14 protein-coding genes and 1 pseudogene are annotated in these 15,425 nt (G+C 56.6%); 4 read left to right on the top strand and 11 right to left on the bottom strand.

Annotation, left to right across the window (positions count from 1 at the left end):
• Positions 1-32: 32 nt before the first annotated feature.
• The 3 genes from B3H65_RS09275 to B3H65_RS09265 are packed head-to-tail and all read right to left on the bottom strand — an operon-like array spanning position 33 to position 4,199.
• A complete protein-coding gene (locus tag B3H65_RS09275) occupies positions 33-1,883 on the bottom strand; it encodes an ABC transporter ATP-binding protein (RefSeq protein WP_286685021.1) in 1,851 nt (616 codons plus the stop codon).
• The gene (locus tag B3H65_RS09270) at positions 1,873-3,672 is read right to left on the bottom strand and encodes an ABC transporter ATP-binding protein (RefSeq protein WP_286685020.1); all 1,800 of its coding nucleotides are present in this window, start codon (positions 3,670-3,672) and stop codon (positions 1,873-1,875) included. Before B3H65_RS09270 ends, B3H65_RS09275 begins: the two co-directional genes overlap by 11 nt.
• The gene (locus B3H65_RS09265; protein WP_286685019.1) at positions 3,669-4,199 is read right to left on the bottom strand and encodes a MarR family winged helix-turn-helix transcriptional regulator; all 531 of its coding nucleotides are present in this window, start codon (positions 4,197-4,199) and stop codon (positions 3,669-3,671) included. Before B3H65_RS09265 ends, B3H65_RS09270 begins: the two co-directional genes overlap by 4 nt.
• Positions 4,200-4,694: 495 nt before the next feature.
• Here B3H65_RS09265 and B3H65_RS09260 point away from each other — a divergent pair.
• The 3 genes and pseudogenes from B3H65_RS09260 to B3H65_RS09250 all read left to right on the top strand — a co-directional run.
• Positions 4,695-5,285: pseudogene (locus tag B3H65_RS09260) on the top strand (DUF3990 domain-containing protein); the annotation flags it as partial.
• A gap of 12 nt (positions 5,286-5,297) precedes the next feature.
• Positions 5,298-5,714 (top strand): hypothetical protein, encoded by a 417-nt coding sequence (locus tag B3H65_RS09255; RefSeq protein WP_286685018.1) that lies wholly within the window; start codon positions 5,298-5,300, stop codon positions 5,712-5,714.
• On the top strand, positions 5,711-6,196 hold the full coding sequence (locus B3H65_RS09250; RefSeq protein WP_286685017.1) for an NADAR family protein: 486 nt from the start codon (positions 5,711-5,713) through the stop codon (positions 6,194-6,196). Before B3H65_RS09255 ends, B3H65_RS09250 begins: the two co-directional genes overlap by 4 nt.
• A 100-nt stretch (positions 6,197-6,296) precedes the next feature.
• Here the strand turns inward: B3H65_RS09250 and B3H65_RS09245 are convergent, their stop codons facing one another.
• The 3 genes from B3H65_RS09245 to B3H65_RS09235 all read right to left on the bottom strand — a co-directional run bounded on the left by B3H65_RS09245 (position 6,297) and on the right by B3H65_RS09235 (position 8,972).
• A complete protein-coding gene (locus tag B3H65_RS09245) occupies positions 6,297-6,608 on the bottom strand; it encodes a hypothetical protein (protein WP_009141112.1) in 312 nt (103 codons plus the stop codon).
• Positions 6,609-7,136: 528 nt separating this feature from the next.
• Positions 7,137-7,772: a DedA family protein gene (locus B3H65_RS09240; protein ID WP_281695182.1), complete on the bottom strand. Its 636-nt coding sequence runs from the start codon at positions 7,770-7,772 to the stop codon at positions 7,137-7,139.
• Positions 7,773-7,916: 144 nt separating this feature from the next.
• A complete protein-coding gene (locus B3H65_RS09235) occupies positions 7,917-8,972 on the bottom strand; it encodes a YeiH family protein (RefSeq protein ID WP_286685016.1) in 1,056 nt (351 codons plus the stop codon).
• A gap of 246 nt (positions 8,973-9,218) precedes the next feature.
• Between B3H65_RS09235 and B3H65_RS09230 the strand changes: the two genes are divergently transcribed.
• Positions 9,219-10,109 (top strand): LysR family transcriptional regulator, encoded by an 891-nt coding sequence (locus tag B3H65_RS09230; RefSeq protein WP_286685015.1) that lies wholly within the window; start codon positions 9,219-9,221, stop codon positions 10,107-10,109.
• 25 nt (positions 10,110-10,134) lie between these two features.
• Here B3H65_RS09230 and B3H65_RS09225 read toward each other — a convergent pair whose 3' ends face one another.
• From B3H65_RS09225 to B3H65_RS09205, 5 genes are all read right to left on the bottom strand, one after another.
• Entirely contained in the window at positions 10,135-11,115 is a 981-nt protein-coding gene (locus B3H65_RS09225; protein ID WP_286685014.1) for a phosphoglycerate dehydrogenase, read from the bottom strand.
• Positions 11,116-11,128: 13 nt separating this feature from the next.
• Positions 11,129-11,956 carry a Cof-type HAD-IIB family hydrolase gene (locus B3H65_RS09220; protein ID WP_286685013.1) on the bottom strand — a complete coding sequence of 276 codons (828 nt, stop codon included), beginning with the start codon at positions 11,954-11,956 and terminating at the stop codon, positions 11,129-11,131.
• An 18-nt stretch (positions 11,957-11,974) separates the two neighbouring features.
• Positions 11,975-13,615, bottom strand: a complete 1,641-nt coding sequence (gene ilvD / locus B3H65_RS09215; protein ID WP_286685012.1) for a dihydroxy-acid dehydratase — start codon at positions 13,613-13,615, stop codon at positions 11,975-11,977.
• A gap of 73 nt (positions 13,616-13,688) precedes the next feature.
• Positions 13,689-15,068, bottom strand: coding sequence for a PTS galactitol transporter subunit IIC (locus tag B3H65_RS09210; RefSeq protein WP_286685011.1), 1,380 nt, complete (start codon positions 15,066-15,068; stop codon positions 13,689-13,691).
• Between the two features lie 68 nt (positions 15,069-15,136).
• Entirely contained in the window at positions 15,137-15,424 is a 288-nt protein-coding gene (locus tag B3H65_RS09205; RefSeq protein ID WP_009141104.1) for a PTS sugar transporter subunit IIB, read from the bottom strand.
• Between the last annotated feature and the right edge of the window lies 1 nt (position 15,425).

The following is a 15,425-nucleotide window of genomic DNA, read 5'->3' as shown; positions in this document are numbered from 1 at the left end:
CGCGGGGACGGCCCCGCGCCCATACGCGCCCGCTACATGAACTGCGACCGATACAGCTCCGCATATGAACCGCCCGCGGCGAGCAGATCCTGGTGCGTGCCCTGCTCGATGATGGTACCGGCCTGCATTACCAAAATCAGATCCGCATCCACAATGGTGGAGAGGCGATGCGCGATGACAAAGCTGGTCCTGCCCCGCATAAGCGTTTCCATCGCATGGACAATAGCCTGCTCCGTGCGGGTGTCAACGCTGGAGGTCGCCTCGTCCAAAATAAGGATCTTGGGATCGCAGAGGATTACGCGGGCGATGGTAAGCAGCTGGCGCTGGCCCTGGCTGATGTTCTCCGCGTCATTGGCCACGTGGGTGTCATAGCCCTGCGGCATGGTGCGTACAAAGAAGTCCACGTGCGCCATGCGCGCCGCCTCGACGATTTGCTCGCGCGTGGCCCCCGGGCATCCGTAGGCAATGTTATCCGCGATGGTGCCGTCGAAGAGCCAGGCGTCTTGCAGCACCATGCCAAAGTTCTGGCGCAGCTCGCCGCGATCCATCGCGCGGGTGTCCACGCCGTCCAGCGTGATACGGCCGCCGTCAATCTCGTAGAAGCGCATCAGCAGGTTGATCAGCGTGGTCTTGCCCGCGCCGGTCGCGCCCACAATGGCGATTTTTTGCCCGGGGCGCGCCTCAAAGCTGACGTCGCGCATCAGCGGCTTATCCGGGCTGTAGCCAAAACGAACGTGCTCGAAGGCCACGTGGCCCTGCGTGGGCTGGTCCACGCGGGCGGCAGCGGCGGGGGCGGGATCCGGCTCCACCTCGGCCTCGTCCAAAATATCGAAGACGCGCTCAACGGAGGCAAGCGCACTTTGCAGCGTGTTGATGGTGAAGCTCATCTGGGTCAGCGGCTCGGATGCGTGGTAGATGTATTGGAAGAACGCCTGGAACACGCCCACGGTAAGCTGTCCGGCCACCAGCATGCCGCCGGCGACCACCGCGATGATGACCTGCGCGATGCGAATGATCATGCGGATGGCGGGCGAGATGGCGTTGGTCATGAAATCAGCACGGCGGGAGGCCTCTGCCAACTTATCCGAGATGCGATGGATGTCAGCGGAGCTTGCCTGCTCGCGGTTGAAGGAACGAATGATCACGCGCCCGCTGTACGCCTCCTCCACTGCTCCGGTGAGATGACCCACCCACTTTTGGCGCTCCGCCGCCAGGGCGAGGTTGCGCTTAGCGACAAGCTTGGTCACCACGGTGGAGAGCACGGCGAAGCAGATGAAGATGGTCGCCAGCAGCGGGCTGTAGCGAAACATCATGATGACCGATCCGGTGATGGCGCCCACCGCGGTGAGCAGGCGGAGCAAGCCGGTCTGCAGCACCTCCGACATCTTGTCCAGGTCGTTGGTAGCGCGGCTTACCACCTCGCCGGGTTTATGGCTATCGAAGAACGCCAGGGGCAGGCGGTTGAGTTTATGGGCGATGCGGTTGCGCAGCTCCAGGTTGAGCTTTTCCGCAAAGCCCGCCATGGTGAAGCTCTGCAGGCTATAAAAACCGCAGGCAGCCGTCCAAATACCCAGGTAGATAATGATATCGCGCCCGGCGTTATCCCACGTGACGGTAAAGTCGCGGCCCTGGGCAAACGCCTCGCTGATGCCGTTCCACAGCACGTCGATCACGCGCGCGCTGTATGCCGGCGCGGCGAGGCTAAACCCCGTGTAGAAGATGATTGACACCATGACCAGGTAGAAATGCCAGTGCTGGCTGCGCGCGGCATCCCATAGGCGGCGGATGGTCGCCCATGTATCGCGCGGGATCTCGAGCTCCTCCGTGGCGATATCTGTAGTGCCATCTGCGGTGTTGTCCTTGGCATTGTCCTTATCGGCCATTGCCGTCACCTCCTTTCATCTGCGACTCCGCGATGGCGCGATACACCTCGCAGGTTTCCATGAGCTCCTCGTGCGTGCCTATGCCGGCCATCTCGCCGTCTTTAAGAACGATGATTTGGTCCGCATGCAAAATGGTGCTGATTCTCTGGGCGATGATCAGCGTCGCGGCGTCTCGCGTCTCCGGGACCAGGGCGCGGCGCAGCGCGGCGTCCGTCTTGAAGTCCAAGGCAGAGAAGCTGTCATCGAAGATGTAGAGGTCGGCGTGCTTCATGAGAGCGCGGGCGATGGAAAGACGCTGGCGCTGGCCGCCGGAAAAGTTGGTTCCACCCTGGGCCACACGCGAATCGAGCCCATCCGGCAGGTCGTAGACAAACTGGCTTTGGGCGACGTCAAGCGCATGGCGCATCTGCTTCTCCGTGGCAGCCTCATTGCCAAAACGCAGGTTGTCCGCAATGGTGCCGCTGAACAACCACGCCTTTTGCGGCACGTAGGCGATCGCATCTCGAAGCGACTCCTGCGTCATGCCTCGCACGTCCACACCGTTGAACTGGATGGCGCCGCCCGTAACGTCATGGAAGCGCAGCAGCAGCTTGGCCACGGTGGACTTGCCCGAGCCCGTGGAGCCGATGATAGCCGTGGTCTGGCCGCGGCGGCAACGGAAATTGAGGTTGTGCAGCGTGTCCTCGTCCGCATCTGAAAAACGGAAGGTCACGTGGCGGAAGGCGGCCACCACGTCGGTATCATCGCCCGGCTCCGCCGCATCGGCGACCACGGCGGCATCGAACGCCGGGGCGGCGTCTTTGGCATCAAGCGGGTCGTGAGCGGGTCGCACGCAATCGCGAATCTCAGGCACCAGGTTGATGACCTCGCCCGCGCGATCCAGGCACGCCTTGGCGCGCGGCAGGGTCAACGCCACGATCTGCGCCATCATGATGAAAAACAGGATGAGCATGGCGTATTCCAGCACCGCCGAGATGCTGCCGATCTCCATGGCGTGCGCTCCCACGCGGTTGCCGCCAAACCACAGCACGGCGACCTCTGCGATGTTCATAAGGAAGAACGCCGAGCAGTCCAGTCCGGCGAACAGCCAATTCACCTTGATGGCGGCCTTGGCGTAGCGAGAGAAGACGTCGTCCAGGCGCTCGTTTTCATGCTCCTCTTTGTTGAAGGCGCGGATAACGCGGACGCCGGTGATGTTTTCACGCAGCACCACGTTCATGCGGTCGATGAAGCGCTGCAGCCGCGTGAAGATGGGCGCGGCGTTTGCCACCGTAATCGCCGCGATGACCAGCACTACGGCAACCACGATCGCAAGCAGGATGCCCATTTGATAGTCGATGGAAGTTGCCAGCGCGATTCCCATGACGCACATGATGGGCACGGGCAGCACCATCTGGATGGTCATGATGATGGACTGCTGAATGACATTGATGTCGTTGAGGGTGCGGGTGATCATGGAGCCGGTGCCGAAGCGCTCGAAGTCGCTGCCGGAAAACGCCAGCGAGCTATCGTACACGGCGTTGCGAATGTCACGGCCCACGCTGGCAGCCAACTTGGCGGACAGATAGCTGCCCAGCAGCGCGCCGCCGCTCGCCAGCGCCGTAGCGCCCAGCATGGCCAATCCGTTTTGCAAGATGTAGTTGAAGTTCTTGGTGGCCACGCCGATGTTAACCATGTTAGCCAGCAGTGTTGGCACCAACAGCGTGCCGGCGATGTCGACCATCAGCACCAGCACGGTGACGATGGCAAGCCCCCGATAGGGCTTCATGTACTTTAGCAGCAGCTTCATGCAGTCCCCTGCCCTTCTGCGGCGTCCGTGGCATTCGCCGCGCCCTTGGCACCGTTCTCGCGCTGCCCGTCTTCCGAGCGCGAACCGTTCATGTTTTCGAATTCCCTTGTGAGCGCCTCTGCGTAGCGTCGCGCCAAGGCCATAAGCGTCTCACGCTCTTCCTGATCAAGGCTGAAGAACGCCCGTTCCTCCGCGCGCATGGCGGGGACGATGTTCTTATCCACGAATGCGCGGCCCGTGCCCGTCAACGAAGCGCGTTTGCTTTTGCGGCTCCCCTCTTCAAACGAAAGCTCGATAAGCCCGCGCGACTCCATGGTCTTGAGTGCCGAGCTCATAGTCTGCTTGCTATAGCCCCAATCCACGTTGAGGGCGCGCAACGATGCCTCGCCCCCGGCGCGTTCCAGCTCGTAAAGCATCCAGTAAGCGCAGTTCGAGATGCCGCAGCTGCGCGCGAAATCCACGTACAGCCGATCTGCTGCTTTATAGAGGTACTCGAGCTCTATCGGCAGATTGCAGGTACCCGACATTGAAACCCCCTCTTCGTGTCCCGCCCAATCACTCGCGTTCGCGCGAGATATGCCTTTCACGGTGCTATTATGTCCGATTTCGGACAAACTCAGAGATTAACAGCCCTTTAGTGGCCAAGTCAATCCCTCCTGCGGTAGCTTCACCGCGCAGTTCTCAAGGATAATTGCATCGATTTTGAAAAAGGCCGAGTAGCCCCATCCGCAGCCCTTCCGTGAGCTGGGAAAATGATTTGCTACTCATTTTGTATACAAAGCACTTTCCCGATATTGACGCAATTATCCTTGAGAACTGCGCAGCGACATGTAAAGCCGACGCTACCCGACTGGCAATGTGGTTGCAAAATGGATCGCAAGAATGCAAAGAGCCGCCTAGCATCGCTGCAAATGCTGTACATTTGCAGGAGGTCACACTCGAATAGACATATGCGAGGGGGATGCTCATGACAACGATTACGCTCTTTCACGGCCCCCCATGAGGAGGTAACGCCCGCGTTCGGTTTAGGAAATGACAAGCATGACTACGGCCGTGGTTTCTACTTAACCGAGAGCGTAGGGCTTGCCAAGGAGTGGGCCGTATGCAGGCCGGATGAATCGAACGGTTGGGTCCACCGTTACGAATTGGACCTCGAGGATCTGCGCATCCTAGACTTCCAGCAGTACAACGTCCTAGCCTGGCTAGCCGAACTGATGAAGCATCGCAGCGCCGCCGATTCCAAGCGCTATCGAATGCTCGCAGCTAAATTCATCGAAGCCTACGGCATCGACACCAGCGGATATGACGTTATCAAAGGCTGGCGCGCAAACGCGTCATACTTCTACATCGCCAAGGAATTCGTCCGAGACAACGTGGACGTTGACATCTTGGAGGAGCTTCTGTCGTTGGGTGGCCTGGGAATCCAATACTGCATCAAATCTGATGTAGCATACTCGCGCCTTCAAGAGGTTGAGAGCGGCCTTACGGCCGTAAGCTACGATGAGTTCAACGAGAAATACAATCGGAGAGATATCGAAGCACGCGCAAACATGCGGCGCCTCATCGATTCCGATGCTAATAAGGTAACCAATGTATTCAGCACGCTGCTGTAAGGAGCCGCGGCAATGACGTCATATCCAGAAGACTACCTAGACGATGTGGTGGAAAACCAAGGCAAGCTCTTCGATTTTGTAGCGCAGGCCTTTCCCCATAAGAGCACAGAGGACTTCATCACTGCATATATGACCAGCAAGACTCGCAAATACATCGATGAATGCCAGGCCTACGTAAACACGATGAGCGCAGAGGAGCTATGGGAGTATTTCACAGAGACCGAGCGCTACAAGCTGAAGGACGGAAAGGCGCTTGAGGGATTTATGCCCGACTGGATTGGTGAGTTCTACGCCTACTACCAGTGGTTCTACAACATTCCCAGCGCCGAAGTCATCGATAAGGTGCCGCTCAACTTCCTCAAGAAGGCATATTTTGGCCTCCATGATCTGGACTTGGATCTTGCCGTACAGAAGGTGGGCAGGCAATGAATGAGATTATCTGCTTCCATAACCCAAATGAGGAAAACGGCTACCTAAGCAACTGGTATCCATCGCGCTTCACGGTACGCGGGATAGCGTTCTCTTCAATGGAGCAATACATGATGTACCGCAAGGCAATGTGCTTTAACGACGAAGGGATCGCCACGCGTATACTCGAGATTGACGATGTTGGGGAAATCAAGCGACTGGGACGACTCGTCGCAAACTATAACGAGCACATATGGAGCGGCATGCGGCAGATTGAGGTGTACGAGGGGCTGGTTGCCAAGTTCGAGCAGAACCCGGACCTTTGCGCGCAGCTTAACGAAACCGGCAACGCCATGCTGGCTGAGCGCGCGGTCAAAGACCGCATCTGGGGCATAGGGCTGTCCATGAAAGATCCCGCCCGACTCGACCCCGCGCTATGGCGCGGGCAAAACCTGCTGGGCTACGCATTGATGCTCGCAAGGAAAAAGATCTGCCGCGCATAGTAAATGACGAAGGGGCGCCCCGTACGGAGCGCCCCAACCATGAAGCGTTCATTTGATTGCGTGCGAATGCCTACGGGCGCCACGCGCCCCGTTGGTTAGCCTACTCGGGGCGGACCCAACCCTCCTGCACCGACTCGTAGAACGTGGCGTTTTCAAACAGATCGTGCAGGCTCTTACCATCCAGCCACGGAAGCTCGACGAGCTCGGACATGGTGGTAACAAGCTCGGAGCAGTCGGAGAAACGACCCTTGGGGTTGAGCTTCTCGCAATCCTGCACGCGCCAGTAGCCGTCGGTGTGGGTGATGTAGTACTCGTGGTCGTCCACATCCATGAACACACGGGTCTTGGAGCGCAGGTAAGCCAGCAGCTCCTCAAACGAAAACGTGAGAGTGTCGTCTGCCTTCAGTCCCATGGCTGCCTCCTCGGCGTCGCGCGCCCCGCCGGGCGCTCGGATGTAATAGCTACCCTTAGTTAAACCCCCAAATACCGTTCGCCAATCGAATAAATAGGTGGACGGGCAACTTGTTCGAGCAGCGGTATGGATTGGACCAGAAGCGTGACGATTGCGTGTTGATACGGAGCACATAAACACGTTGCCGCTATTTATTCTTGTCTCGATCTCATTTATGCAGATGCCAAACTTTTTTGATACAGCTTGCCATGCGACCAAGCAGCCCCCAATCCATGGGGCCTTGCTGCCGCGCGCCGCCTCGAACATCCGCCACCGGCGCCACCGCCCAAGCGTCACGTAAGAGAGCAAAAGTTGTAAAAGCATCTTTGACGAAACCAACAAAAAGGCCGCTTTTCCCGCTGTGCGTAACGGGAAAAGCGGCCTTTCTTTTGGTTTCATCGATTGGAAAGGGGCCCGGAGGCGCAAACGCGAGCGATCGGCAGCCTGCCGCCGGCCCATACGCAGGGCGCTCGAGCGTCATTGCTCGGTTTACTCAGCGCGGTCCTTCTTCATGGCGGGGATAATGCGCTTGACAACCCACCAAGCGATGACGGCGACGGCAACCACGATGATGACGATCTTCACGATGTCGGAGAAGCCCTCGACCTGCTGAGACACGGTCTCCCACGCATTGCCGGCATAGAAGCCCAGCGTGCATAGCACGGCATTCCACACCAGCGAACCCACAAGGGTGTACAGCGTAAAGCGAATGATGCCCATCTTGGCGGTGCCCGCCGGAATAGAGATCAGGCTGCGGACCACGGGGATGCAGCGGCAGATGAGCACGGTGATCTGGCCGCGCTTATCAAACCAACCAATAGCCTTAGCCACGTCGCCGGAGTGGAATCCCAGCATGCGCATGGGTTTGGTGTCGAAAAAGCCCTCCAGGCGCTCCTGCGACAACAGGCGGCCAATACCATATAGGAAGAAGGCACCGACAACGGAGCCGACGGTCGCGAACGCAATGACACCGGGCAACTGCATGTCAGTCTGGGTAACCAGGGCGCCGGAAAGCGGCAGGATGACCTCGCTGGGAATGGGCGGGAACACGTTCTCAAGCAAGATGAGCGCCGCGACGGCAAAGTAGCCAAACTGGCTGATGAACGAGAAGAATGCCTCTTGCATAACCGAACCTTTCATATTTGCTGCGCGCTACATCATATATGCAGGGGCGCCCGCCCACGAAATTTGTACGGAATGCTAACGAAACGTGGACATAGAAAAAGGCGCCGGCACCCATCATCGAGTGCCGGCGCCAATAAGGTCAGCCTACCAAATGCCAAGCATATGCTGCATGCCCAGGCTCACCAGAGCGATGCCAATCCAGCAGCACAGACCCATAAAGATGGGCTTGCCGCCCGTCTTGACCAGCTTGACTATATTGGTGTTGAAACCAATCGCCGCCATAGCCATCACAATGAAGAACTTGGACAGCTCCTTGATGGGCGCGGTCACGCCCGCAGGCAGCGCGAAGACCGTGGTGATCACGCTGGCAAGCACAAAGAAGAGGATAAAGAAGGGGAAGATCTTCTTGATATCGAACGTGCCCGCGGCCTCGCCGCCCTCGCCGTTCGCGGCGGCGCGCTTGGCCTTGTGGACCTGCCAAAATGCCAGCGCCAGCGTGATGGGGATGATGGCGAGCGTGCGAGTGAGCTTCACAATGGTCGCCTCGTCCAACGTATTGGCGCCAGAGTGCATGCCGTCCCACGCGGCAGCAGCGGCGGTTACGGACGAGGTGTCGTTGACGGCGGTGCCGGCAAACAGGCCAAAGCCCTCGTTTGAAAGGCCCAGCATGCCTCCAAGAGCCGGGAAAATAAGCGCGGCGATGATGTTGAACAAGAAGATGACGCTGATGGCCTGCGCTATCTCCTCATCGTCCGCATCGATAACCGGAGCGGTCGCCGCGATTGCCGAGCCGCCGCAAATTGACGACCCCACGCCCACCAGAGTGGAAATCTTGGTGGGGATCTTGAGGGCGCGATGCAGGGCGAAAGAAATCACCAGTGACGTGGTGATGGTTGCCACAATAATGGGCAGCGAACGGGCGCCCACGCGCGCAATCTGGGAAAGGTTGAGGCCAAATCCCAGCAGGATAACCGCGTACTGCAAGATCTTCTTAGAAGTGAACTTGACACCGGGCGCAAACGGCAGCGCCGCATCGTCCTTAATAAACAGCGCCAGCACCATACCGATGAGGATGGCGAAAACCGGCCCGCCGATCACGTCAAAGCGCTTGCCCAAAAACCATGCCGGCAAAGCGATAAGCAGGCATAGCGCCACGCCCCTCCAGCTATCTTGAACCTTGTCCCACGTTCTTCCCGCCATGTCATCGTCCTTTCCCTAGGCGCTGCCCCGCGTGCCGGGCCGCCGGCCATCGTATGCGGCGCAGCTGTTCCCAGTCCGCCGCCGGGTGAATGTGCAAAGAGATGGTACTACCTTGGTTTATAATTCTTTTCACCCATTTGGTTATCACTCCATAATTACTTGTTATATATGGATGATGCCAATGGACGATGCGATGTACAGGGCTGCGGATGATGCCGTGGACGATGCTTGAGCATAGGAGACGCCATGCTGGACTACCGAACCCACACGTTCCTGGCCGTGTGCAAGCTGGGCAGCTTTACGCGGGCGGCGGCGGAGCTGCACATCACCCAGCCCGCCGTATCGCAGCACATCCGCCAGCTTGAAGCGCATTACGGATGCGACCTGTTCTACAGGGGAGGCCGGCGCGGCGAACTTACGCCGGCGGGAGCCATGCTGTTTCGCGCGCTGGAAACCATGGAAAACGACGAAGGACGCCTCAAAACGCAAGCAGAAGCCCTGTCACAAGAGCAACCTGCCAAAGCGCCGCTGCGTTTTGGATGCACGCGCACCATTTGCGACTATTGGATGCCGCGCGTGCTGGCCCGCCACATGGCGAAGCACCCCGACGAGCTGGTGCGGATGAGCGTGGGCAACACGCATGACCTTGTGATGCGCCTAGAGGCTGGCGACATAGATTTTGCCCTGGTAGAGGGATCTTTTGACCGGGAACGCTTTGACTTCGCCACCGTGTCTCGAGAGCGCTATGTTGCCGTTGGATGCGTGGACGAGTTTGACGCGCCGGGCGGCCCCGCGTCCCTGACGGACCTGCTTGATCGCAGGCTCATTCTTCGCGAAGAGGGATCCGGCACGCGCGAGATTCTCGAAAAGCACCTGGCAGCGCGCGACCTCGCCGTAGGCGACTTTGCCGGCACGCTCGAGGTCGCCAGCATCCCCGCCATCAAACTCTGCGTTCAGGCAGGGGCTGGCATTACGTTTATGTATCGCGCGGCCGTGCAGCGCGAGCTTAACCAGGGCGAGCTGCGCGACATCACCCCTGCGGACTTCTTTGTAGAACATGACTTTCGCCTGATCTGGCAGCGCGGCAGCCTGGCTGCGCGCCGCTACCAGGAACTCTCCCGCTCCTGGGCTCAATAGCTGCGCGAGCGATTCAGCCGACCGCCTAAGAGAACCTCAGTCTATCAACCACCGTAACTTTATTGGGAAGTACGGCCCCGTTCATGAATGCCAAAATATTGTCGACCGCCATGTCGCCCATTCGAAGGTTCGCCTCCATCGTCGATGATCCAATATGTGGAGTAGTGAGCACATTTGGAAGGCTCATATAGGAAGTAGGATCTGGCGGCTCCTTAGCGTAAACATCGACCGCGTATCCGCCAAGATGTCCAGACATCAGAGCCTTCTCAAGAGCCGCCTCACGAACGACCCCCGCACGGGCCGTGTTAATCAGAAGCGCACCCGGCTTCATTCTTTTCAGCTCCCGAGCTCCGATCAAATTCTTGGTCGCCGAAGTCAGAGGCACATGAATTGTCACAACATCCGAAGCGGAGAGAAGCTCATTGAGGCTCGTGTATAGAAGCCCGAAGCGTGCGGCCTCATCACGTTGGACGATGTCGTTGCCCAAGATATCCATCCCGAACCCCATGGCACGGCTGGCAACCGCCATGCCTATAGCGCCTACACCAATAATGCCAATTGTCTTACCATAAAGAGTTCTGCCTGGAATTTTATTCCATACGCCACCCTTGAGCTGATTAATGCTCTGAGTCACCATGCGAGCTAAATCAAGAATGAGGGCAAAGGTGAGGTCAGCAGTTTCCTCTTTGTTGGCACCAGGGGTGTTTGCCACAGTAATATCCCGCTTGCCAAGCTCAGAGAAGTCGATATTATCTAAACCCGCTCCATGGCGAACGACAAGCTTGAGATTGGAAAGCTTGCCAATAGCGGCAGAGTCGAGGCGGTCGTTACCCAAAATAATAACGTCGGCATCCTTAGCATGCTCAACGATCTCGGCGGGAGTCAAAGGGCGTCCATAAGGATTCAAACGGACCTCACACCCTGCGTCCTCAAGACGCTCCACAGGAACCTTGTTAAAAATACCAAACGTAACGGCGCAAGACGCAACGATCAAACCGCAGGACAACCCCGAATCCTCCCTACGTTAAACAGCCCAAACGACCCATTAGATATCGCGACACTCCGGACTCCGTGCAGCTCGCACAGAGGTGGTCGGCAGCAAGTTTGCAGGCATGAACGGCATTCTCCATCGCCACACCGTCTCCAGCAGCGCGCAACATGGTCGTATCATTTTCATTGTCACCGAATGCCACCACATCAGCCGTGGAAACGCCTAAGAATCCACAAAGCCATTCAAGGGCGGCTCCTTTGTGAGCACATGCGTCAGTTATCTCAACGTTGCAAGGGAGAGACGTGCTCCTCCTGAGTTCAGTACGCCTGTCAATAGCATCCCACACAAGATCGCAATCTTCTTTGGTATGGTAAAAAATATTGAGACGACAAACGGGGCCCGTCTGCGTCATCAGCTCTTCCATTGAACAATCGAACAATGTTCTACCAGCTTTAATGAAGTCCCTTGTAGGTCCCGACAATTCCACTGTATCAATGTACCCGAAACGACTACGTTCGGTATAAACGCGCCTATCCGCAAAAACATCGAAAGTTATTTGGAGGCTAGACAGCTCGTTGTACAGCCCCAAAACTGTGCGCTTTTCAATGGGAGTCTCTTGCAAGACGCGACCAGTTTTCGCATTCACCACGAGAGAGCCATTGCAACAAACCGCATACGAAACACTTGGATGAGCCAGCAGCTCCGAAGGAATATCGCTTAGATTGCGGCCTGTACAAGGAACAAACTGGACGCCACGAGCATACACGACGTCCAGCATGTTCCTGTTTTCGGCCGTAATGATCTTATCGGGCGTTAAAAACGTTCCATCCAAATCGGAAAAGACCATCTTGACCATATTTATTCCTAAATGTAATTAACGAACAACGGCACCCGTTTTCGCAGAGCCTACAGACTTAGCGTAGCGCTCGAGCAGCCCACCGTTGTTCTCATGAACGACCGGCGCCCATTTCTCTCTACGCTTGGCAAGCTCCTCATCGCTTACCTCAACCTCAATCAAGTCGCGGGTAAGATCAATGTTGAGCACGTCGCCATTCTCCACCAAAGCAATGGGTGACCCCTCGTACGCCTCGGGACAAAGGTATCCGACTGAAAGACCTCCAGACGCTCCAGAGAAGCGGCCATCAGTTATGACAGCGGAGTTAGGGATGCCCTTCATAATCTCGGTAACGCGATGAAGCTCCTTCATTCCCGGACCACCCTTGGGACCCTCATAGCGAATTACCACACCAGTTCCAGGCCTAATATCCCCAGCATTATATGCGACGAAAGCTTCCTCTTCTGAATTGAAGACCTGTGCGACGCCAGACCACACATGCTGGTCAGCGGGCACAGCGCTCGTTTTAACCAGTGCGCCCTCCGGTGCAAGGTTGCCGTAAAGCACCTGAATGCCCTTCGCAACAGAATTAGGATCATCTTGGGTTCGAATAACAGAGCGGTCGATTAGGATGTCGCCCTCAAGATTTTCTCCCAGAGTCTTACCCGTCACCGTCATCACTGAGGTGTCCAGGTCGCCCTCGATGGTCTTAAGAACGGCGGGGATTCCTCCTGCTTTGTATAGATTAATGCAAGAGATATCGCCGTTCGGCACCACATTGCATATCACCGGGGTCCTGGAGGTAATCTCAGCAACCTGCGACCACGTGCAGCTCAAACCAAGTTCTTTGGCCAAAGCGGGCAGGTGAATCAAAGCGTTGAGAGAACCGCCGATGGAAGCAAGCAGCTTGACCGTATTGTCAAGGGCGGCCTGGGTCATAATATCGGAGGGCCTGATGTTGCGGCGAACCATATCCACCACGGCGGCACCGGTACGGCGCGCACTGAATCGCCTCTGACTCGTAGAGGAGGGCCAGAGAGCCCCCATGGGAAGCATCATGCCGAGGCCCTCGGTTAGGCAGCCCATGGTATTCGCGGTTCCGAGGAACGGGCACACGCCCGGACCAGTGTAGTATTTTAGCGTGCCTTCGATAACCTCACGCTCAGTTGCCTCGCCAGCAAGGAATCGCGCGCGGAGCGCTTTGGACTCAGAAGGCTTAATTTCGTCATAGCAAGGCCCACAGGTCACCAGGGCAGACGGAAGGTTGATGCGCGCCGCAGCCATAAGCATTGCCGGAATAATCTTGTCGCAGCTTCCTAGGTAAACAACACCATCGAAACACCCCTCTCCCACAATCATAGCTTCGCACGAATCAGCAATGATTTCGCGATGAGGAAGACAGTAGCGCATTCCAGCATGCCCCTGAGCGATTCCATCGCACATTGCAATGGTGTTGAACTCGATCGGTTCTCCACCCGCCTCGAGAACGCCTTTCTTTACCTCGGCCGCGAGTTGACGCAACGGCTCGTGTCCGGGGCAAACCTCATTCCAGCTGTTGGCAATTGCAATCAAAGGCTTGTTGGTGTCCTGAAGAGAATCGATGGATATACCCGCCGATGCAAGATGCGCTTTGGAAATCGCTCGCTGAAACGGCTCGAGCTTATCAATTGCACGCTCCATATAGGACACCTCCTTTCTTTGTAATGGGACGAAGAGCAAACCGCCCTTCGTCCCTTATAGGTATGTACTCTTCTTACATCTCGTCGTATTCGGCAGCGTAAGCTTCAATCTTCTCCATGGTGATCTTCTTCTCGACCACATACCAGATGGCGATGAAGGCGATAACCAGAGCTGGAACGACGATAATCGCGTTCTCAGAGATGCAGCTCCAGAAGATGATGGCAGTCTGGGTAAGCGAGGGGCCCGCCATGGAAGCAATCTGGCCATCAAATGCCAGACCAGCGGACTGCGCGATCTCGGTCATGAACGGAGCGGCGAACGTGCCGGCATAAAGAATCGCAGCCATAACGGGAATGGAAATGAGAATGGAACGGAACACGTTACCACGGCACAGGGCCACAACAAGAGCGACACGGAAGGTCACAACTGCGAGGTCCGCCAAGGGCATCATACGATTGCCGGGAAGGATGAAGGCCAGCAGGATGGTCACCGGAATCATGATGAGTGCGGTGGTGATGACCTCGGGGTTGCCGACAACAACGGCAGCATCCAGACCAATGGAAAGGGCGCGGCCGCCAAACTTCTCGCTCGTGAACTTCTGAGCGGCAGAAGAGATGGGCATGAGACCCTCAACAAACATAGCAGTCATCTTGGGCATGAGAACCATAACGGCAGCTACGTTGATACCAGTAAGGAAAATCTGGTCAAACGGGAACAGTGCAAGAGCGCCCATCGCGCAACCGAGGATGAAGCCCAGCATCATGGGGTCGCCAAAAACACCAAGATACTTTTGAACCCCCTTGATGGAGAAGTTGACCTTGTTGAGACCCGGAATACGGTCGATAAGCCAGTTCAGCGGAGCAGCGATAATAATTGAAGAAGTATAGGAAATAGTGGGAAGCGTCACATCGGGAATACCGAAGAAATGCTCGATAAGAGGCTGGGTCCAGTCGGCGAACTTGAACGTCATGACCGCAGTGATGGCGGTAGCAACTATTGCCCAAATGATATTCTGGGTCACAAAGAAAACCAGGATGCCCACGATCATCATATGATGGTAGTTCCAGATATCGACGTCCATAGTATTCGTCTTCTTGAGAACCAGAAGCAAAATGTTGATGCCGAGGATCTCGAAAACCAGGAAAGCAACGATTGGGGACGCCCACGTCACCGAAGAAATTGCACCCCAGCCGACATCGGTAACGTCGAGGTTGAGACCAAAGTTGGCGACCATGGCTGCTGCCGCAGGGCTAACAGCGGACTTAAGCAGGTTCACCAGCAAGTTAATGCCAACAAAGCCGCAAGTAATAGTAATGCCGCTCTTGAAGGCCTTCGCAATGGGGAGGCGGAAAATCAAACCGATCACCATGATGATGAAGGGAAGCATTACATACGCACCTGCACCAATAAATGCCTGGAATACTGCATATGCGCCATTAAGGAATGCGTCCATAGCGCTCCTTCCAAATAGAAATTACTCTTTTGGGGGCTAATAGTGAGGGTGTCTAGATTTAGACTTCTCTACTCTTTAAGAGCCTCAACGATCTTCTGGAGAGTCGCCTCCTCGTTAATGCCAGTGAGCAACGCAATGGCCATGATGCACGGAGTGGTGACATCGGGATCCTTGAACTTACCGGAGGTAACAACCAGGTCGTAGTCGTTCGCCTTGCTGTGAAGCTCAAGCATCTTGCACTGAGTGACCTGAATATCAACGCCATGGTCAGCGCAGTAGTCCTTAACCTTGGATGCAACCACGGTAGAAGTCGCAACGCCGTTGCCGCATGCAATCAGAACACGTTTCGTAGCCATG

Origin of the sequence: Collinsella sp. UBA1693, assembly GCF_002320115.1 — a bacterium.
In the GTDB taxonomy this organism is placed as follows: Bacteria; Actinomycetota; Coriobacteriia; order Coriobacteriales; family Coriobacteriaceae; genus Collinsella; species Collinsella tanakaei.
This window is presented reverse-complemented; position numbering and strand designations above follow the sequence as displayed.

What these genes read in the sequence shown, in the direction of transcription:
- B3H65_RS09275 (WP_286685021.1), bottom strand. Translation starts at nt 1,883, where the DNA reads ATGGCCGATAAGGACAATGCCAAGGACAACACCGCAGATGGCACTACA.
- B3H65_RS09270 (WP_286685020.1), bottom strand. Translation starts at nt 3,672, where the DNA reads ATGAAGCTGCTGCTAAAGTACATGAAGCCCTATCGGGGGCTTGCCATC.
- B3H65_RS09265 (WP_286685019.1), bottom strand. Translation starts at nt 4,199, where the DNA reads ATGTCGGGTACCTGCAATCTGCCGATAGAGCTCGAGTACCTCTATAAA.
- B3H65_RS09255 (WP_286685018.1), top strand. Translation starts at nt 5,298, where the DNA reads ATGACGTCATATCCAGAAGACTACCTAGACGATGTGGTGGAAAACCAA.
- B3H65_RS09250 (WP_286685017.1), top strand. Translation starts at nt 5,711, where the DNA reads ATGAATGAGATTATCTGCTTCCATAACCCAAATGAGGAAAACGGCTAC.
- B3H65_RS09245 (WP_009141112.1), bottom strand. Translation starts at nt 6,608, where the DNA reads ATGGGACTGAAGGCAGACGACACTCTCACGTTTTCGTTTGAGGAGCTG.
- B3H65_RS09240 (WP_281695182.1), bottom strand. Translation starts at nt 7,772, where the DNA reads ATGCAAGAGGCATTCTTCTCGTTCATCAGCCAGTTTGGCTACTTTGCC.
- B3H65_RS09235 (WP_286685016.1), bottom strand. Translation starts at nt 8,972, where the DNA reads ATGGCGGGAAGAACGTGGGACAAGGTTCAAGATAGCTGGAGGGGCGTG.
- B3H65_RS09230 (WP_286685015.1), top strand. Translation starts at nt 9,219, where the DNA reads ATGCTGGACTACCGAACCCACACGTTCCTGGCCGTGTGCAAGCTGGGC.
- B3H65_RS09220 (WP_286685013.1), bottom strand. Translation starts at nt 11,956, where the DNA reads ATGGTCAAGATGGTCTTTTCCGATTTGGATGGAACGTTTTTAACGCCC.
- ilvD (WP_286685012.1), bottom strand. Translation starts at nt 13,615, where the DNA reads ATGGAGCGTGCAATTGATAAGCTCGAGCCGTTTCAGCGAGCGATTTCC.
- B3H65_RS09210 (WP_286685011.1), bottom strand. Translation starts at nt 15,068, where the DNA reads ATGGACGCATTCCTTAATGGCGCATATGCAGTATTCCAGGCATTTATT.
- B3H65_RS09205 (WP_009141104.1), bottom strand. Translation starts at nt 15,424, where the DNA reads ATGGCTACGAAACGTGTTCTGATTGCATGCGGCAACGGCGTTGCGACT.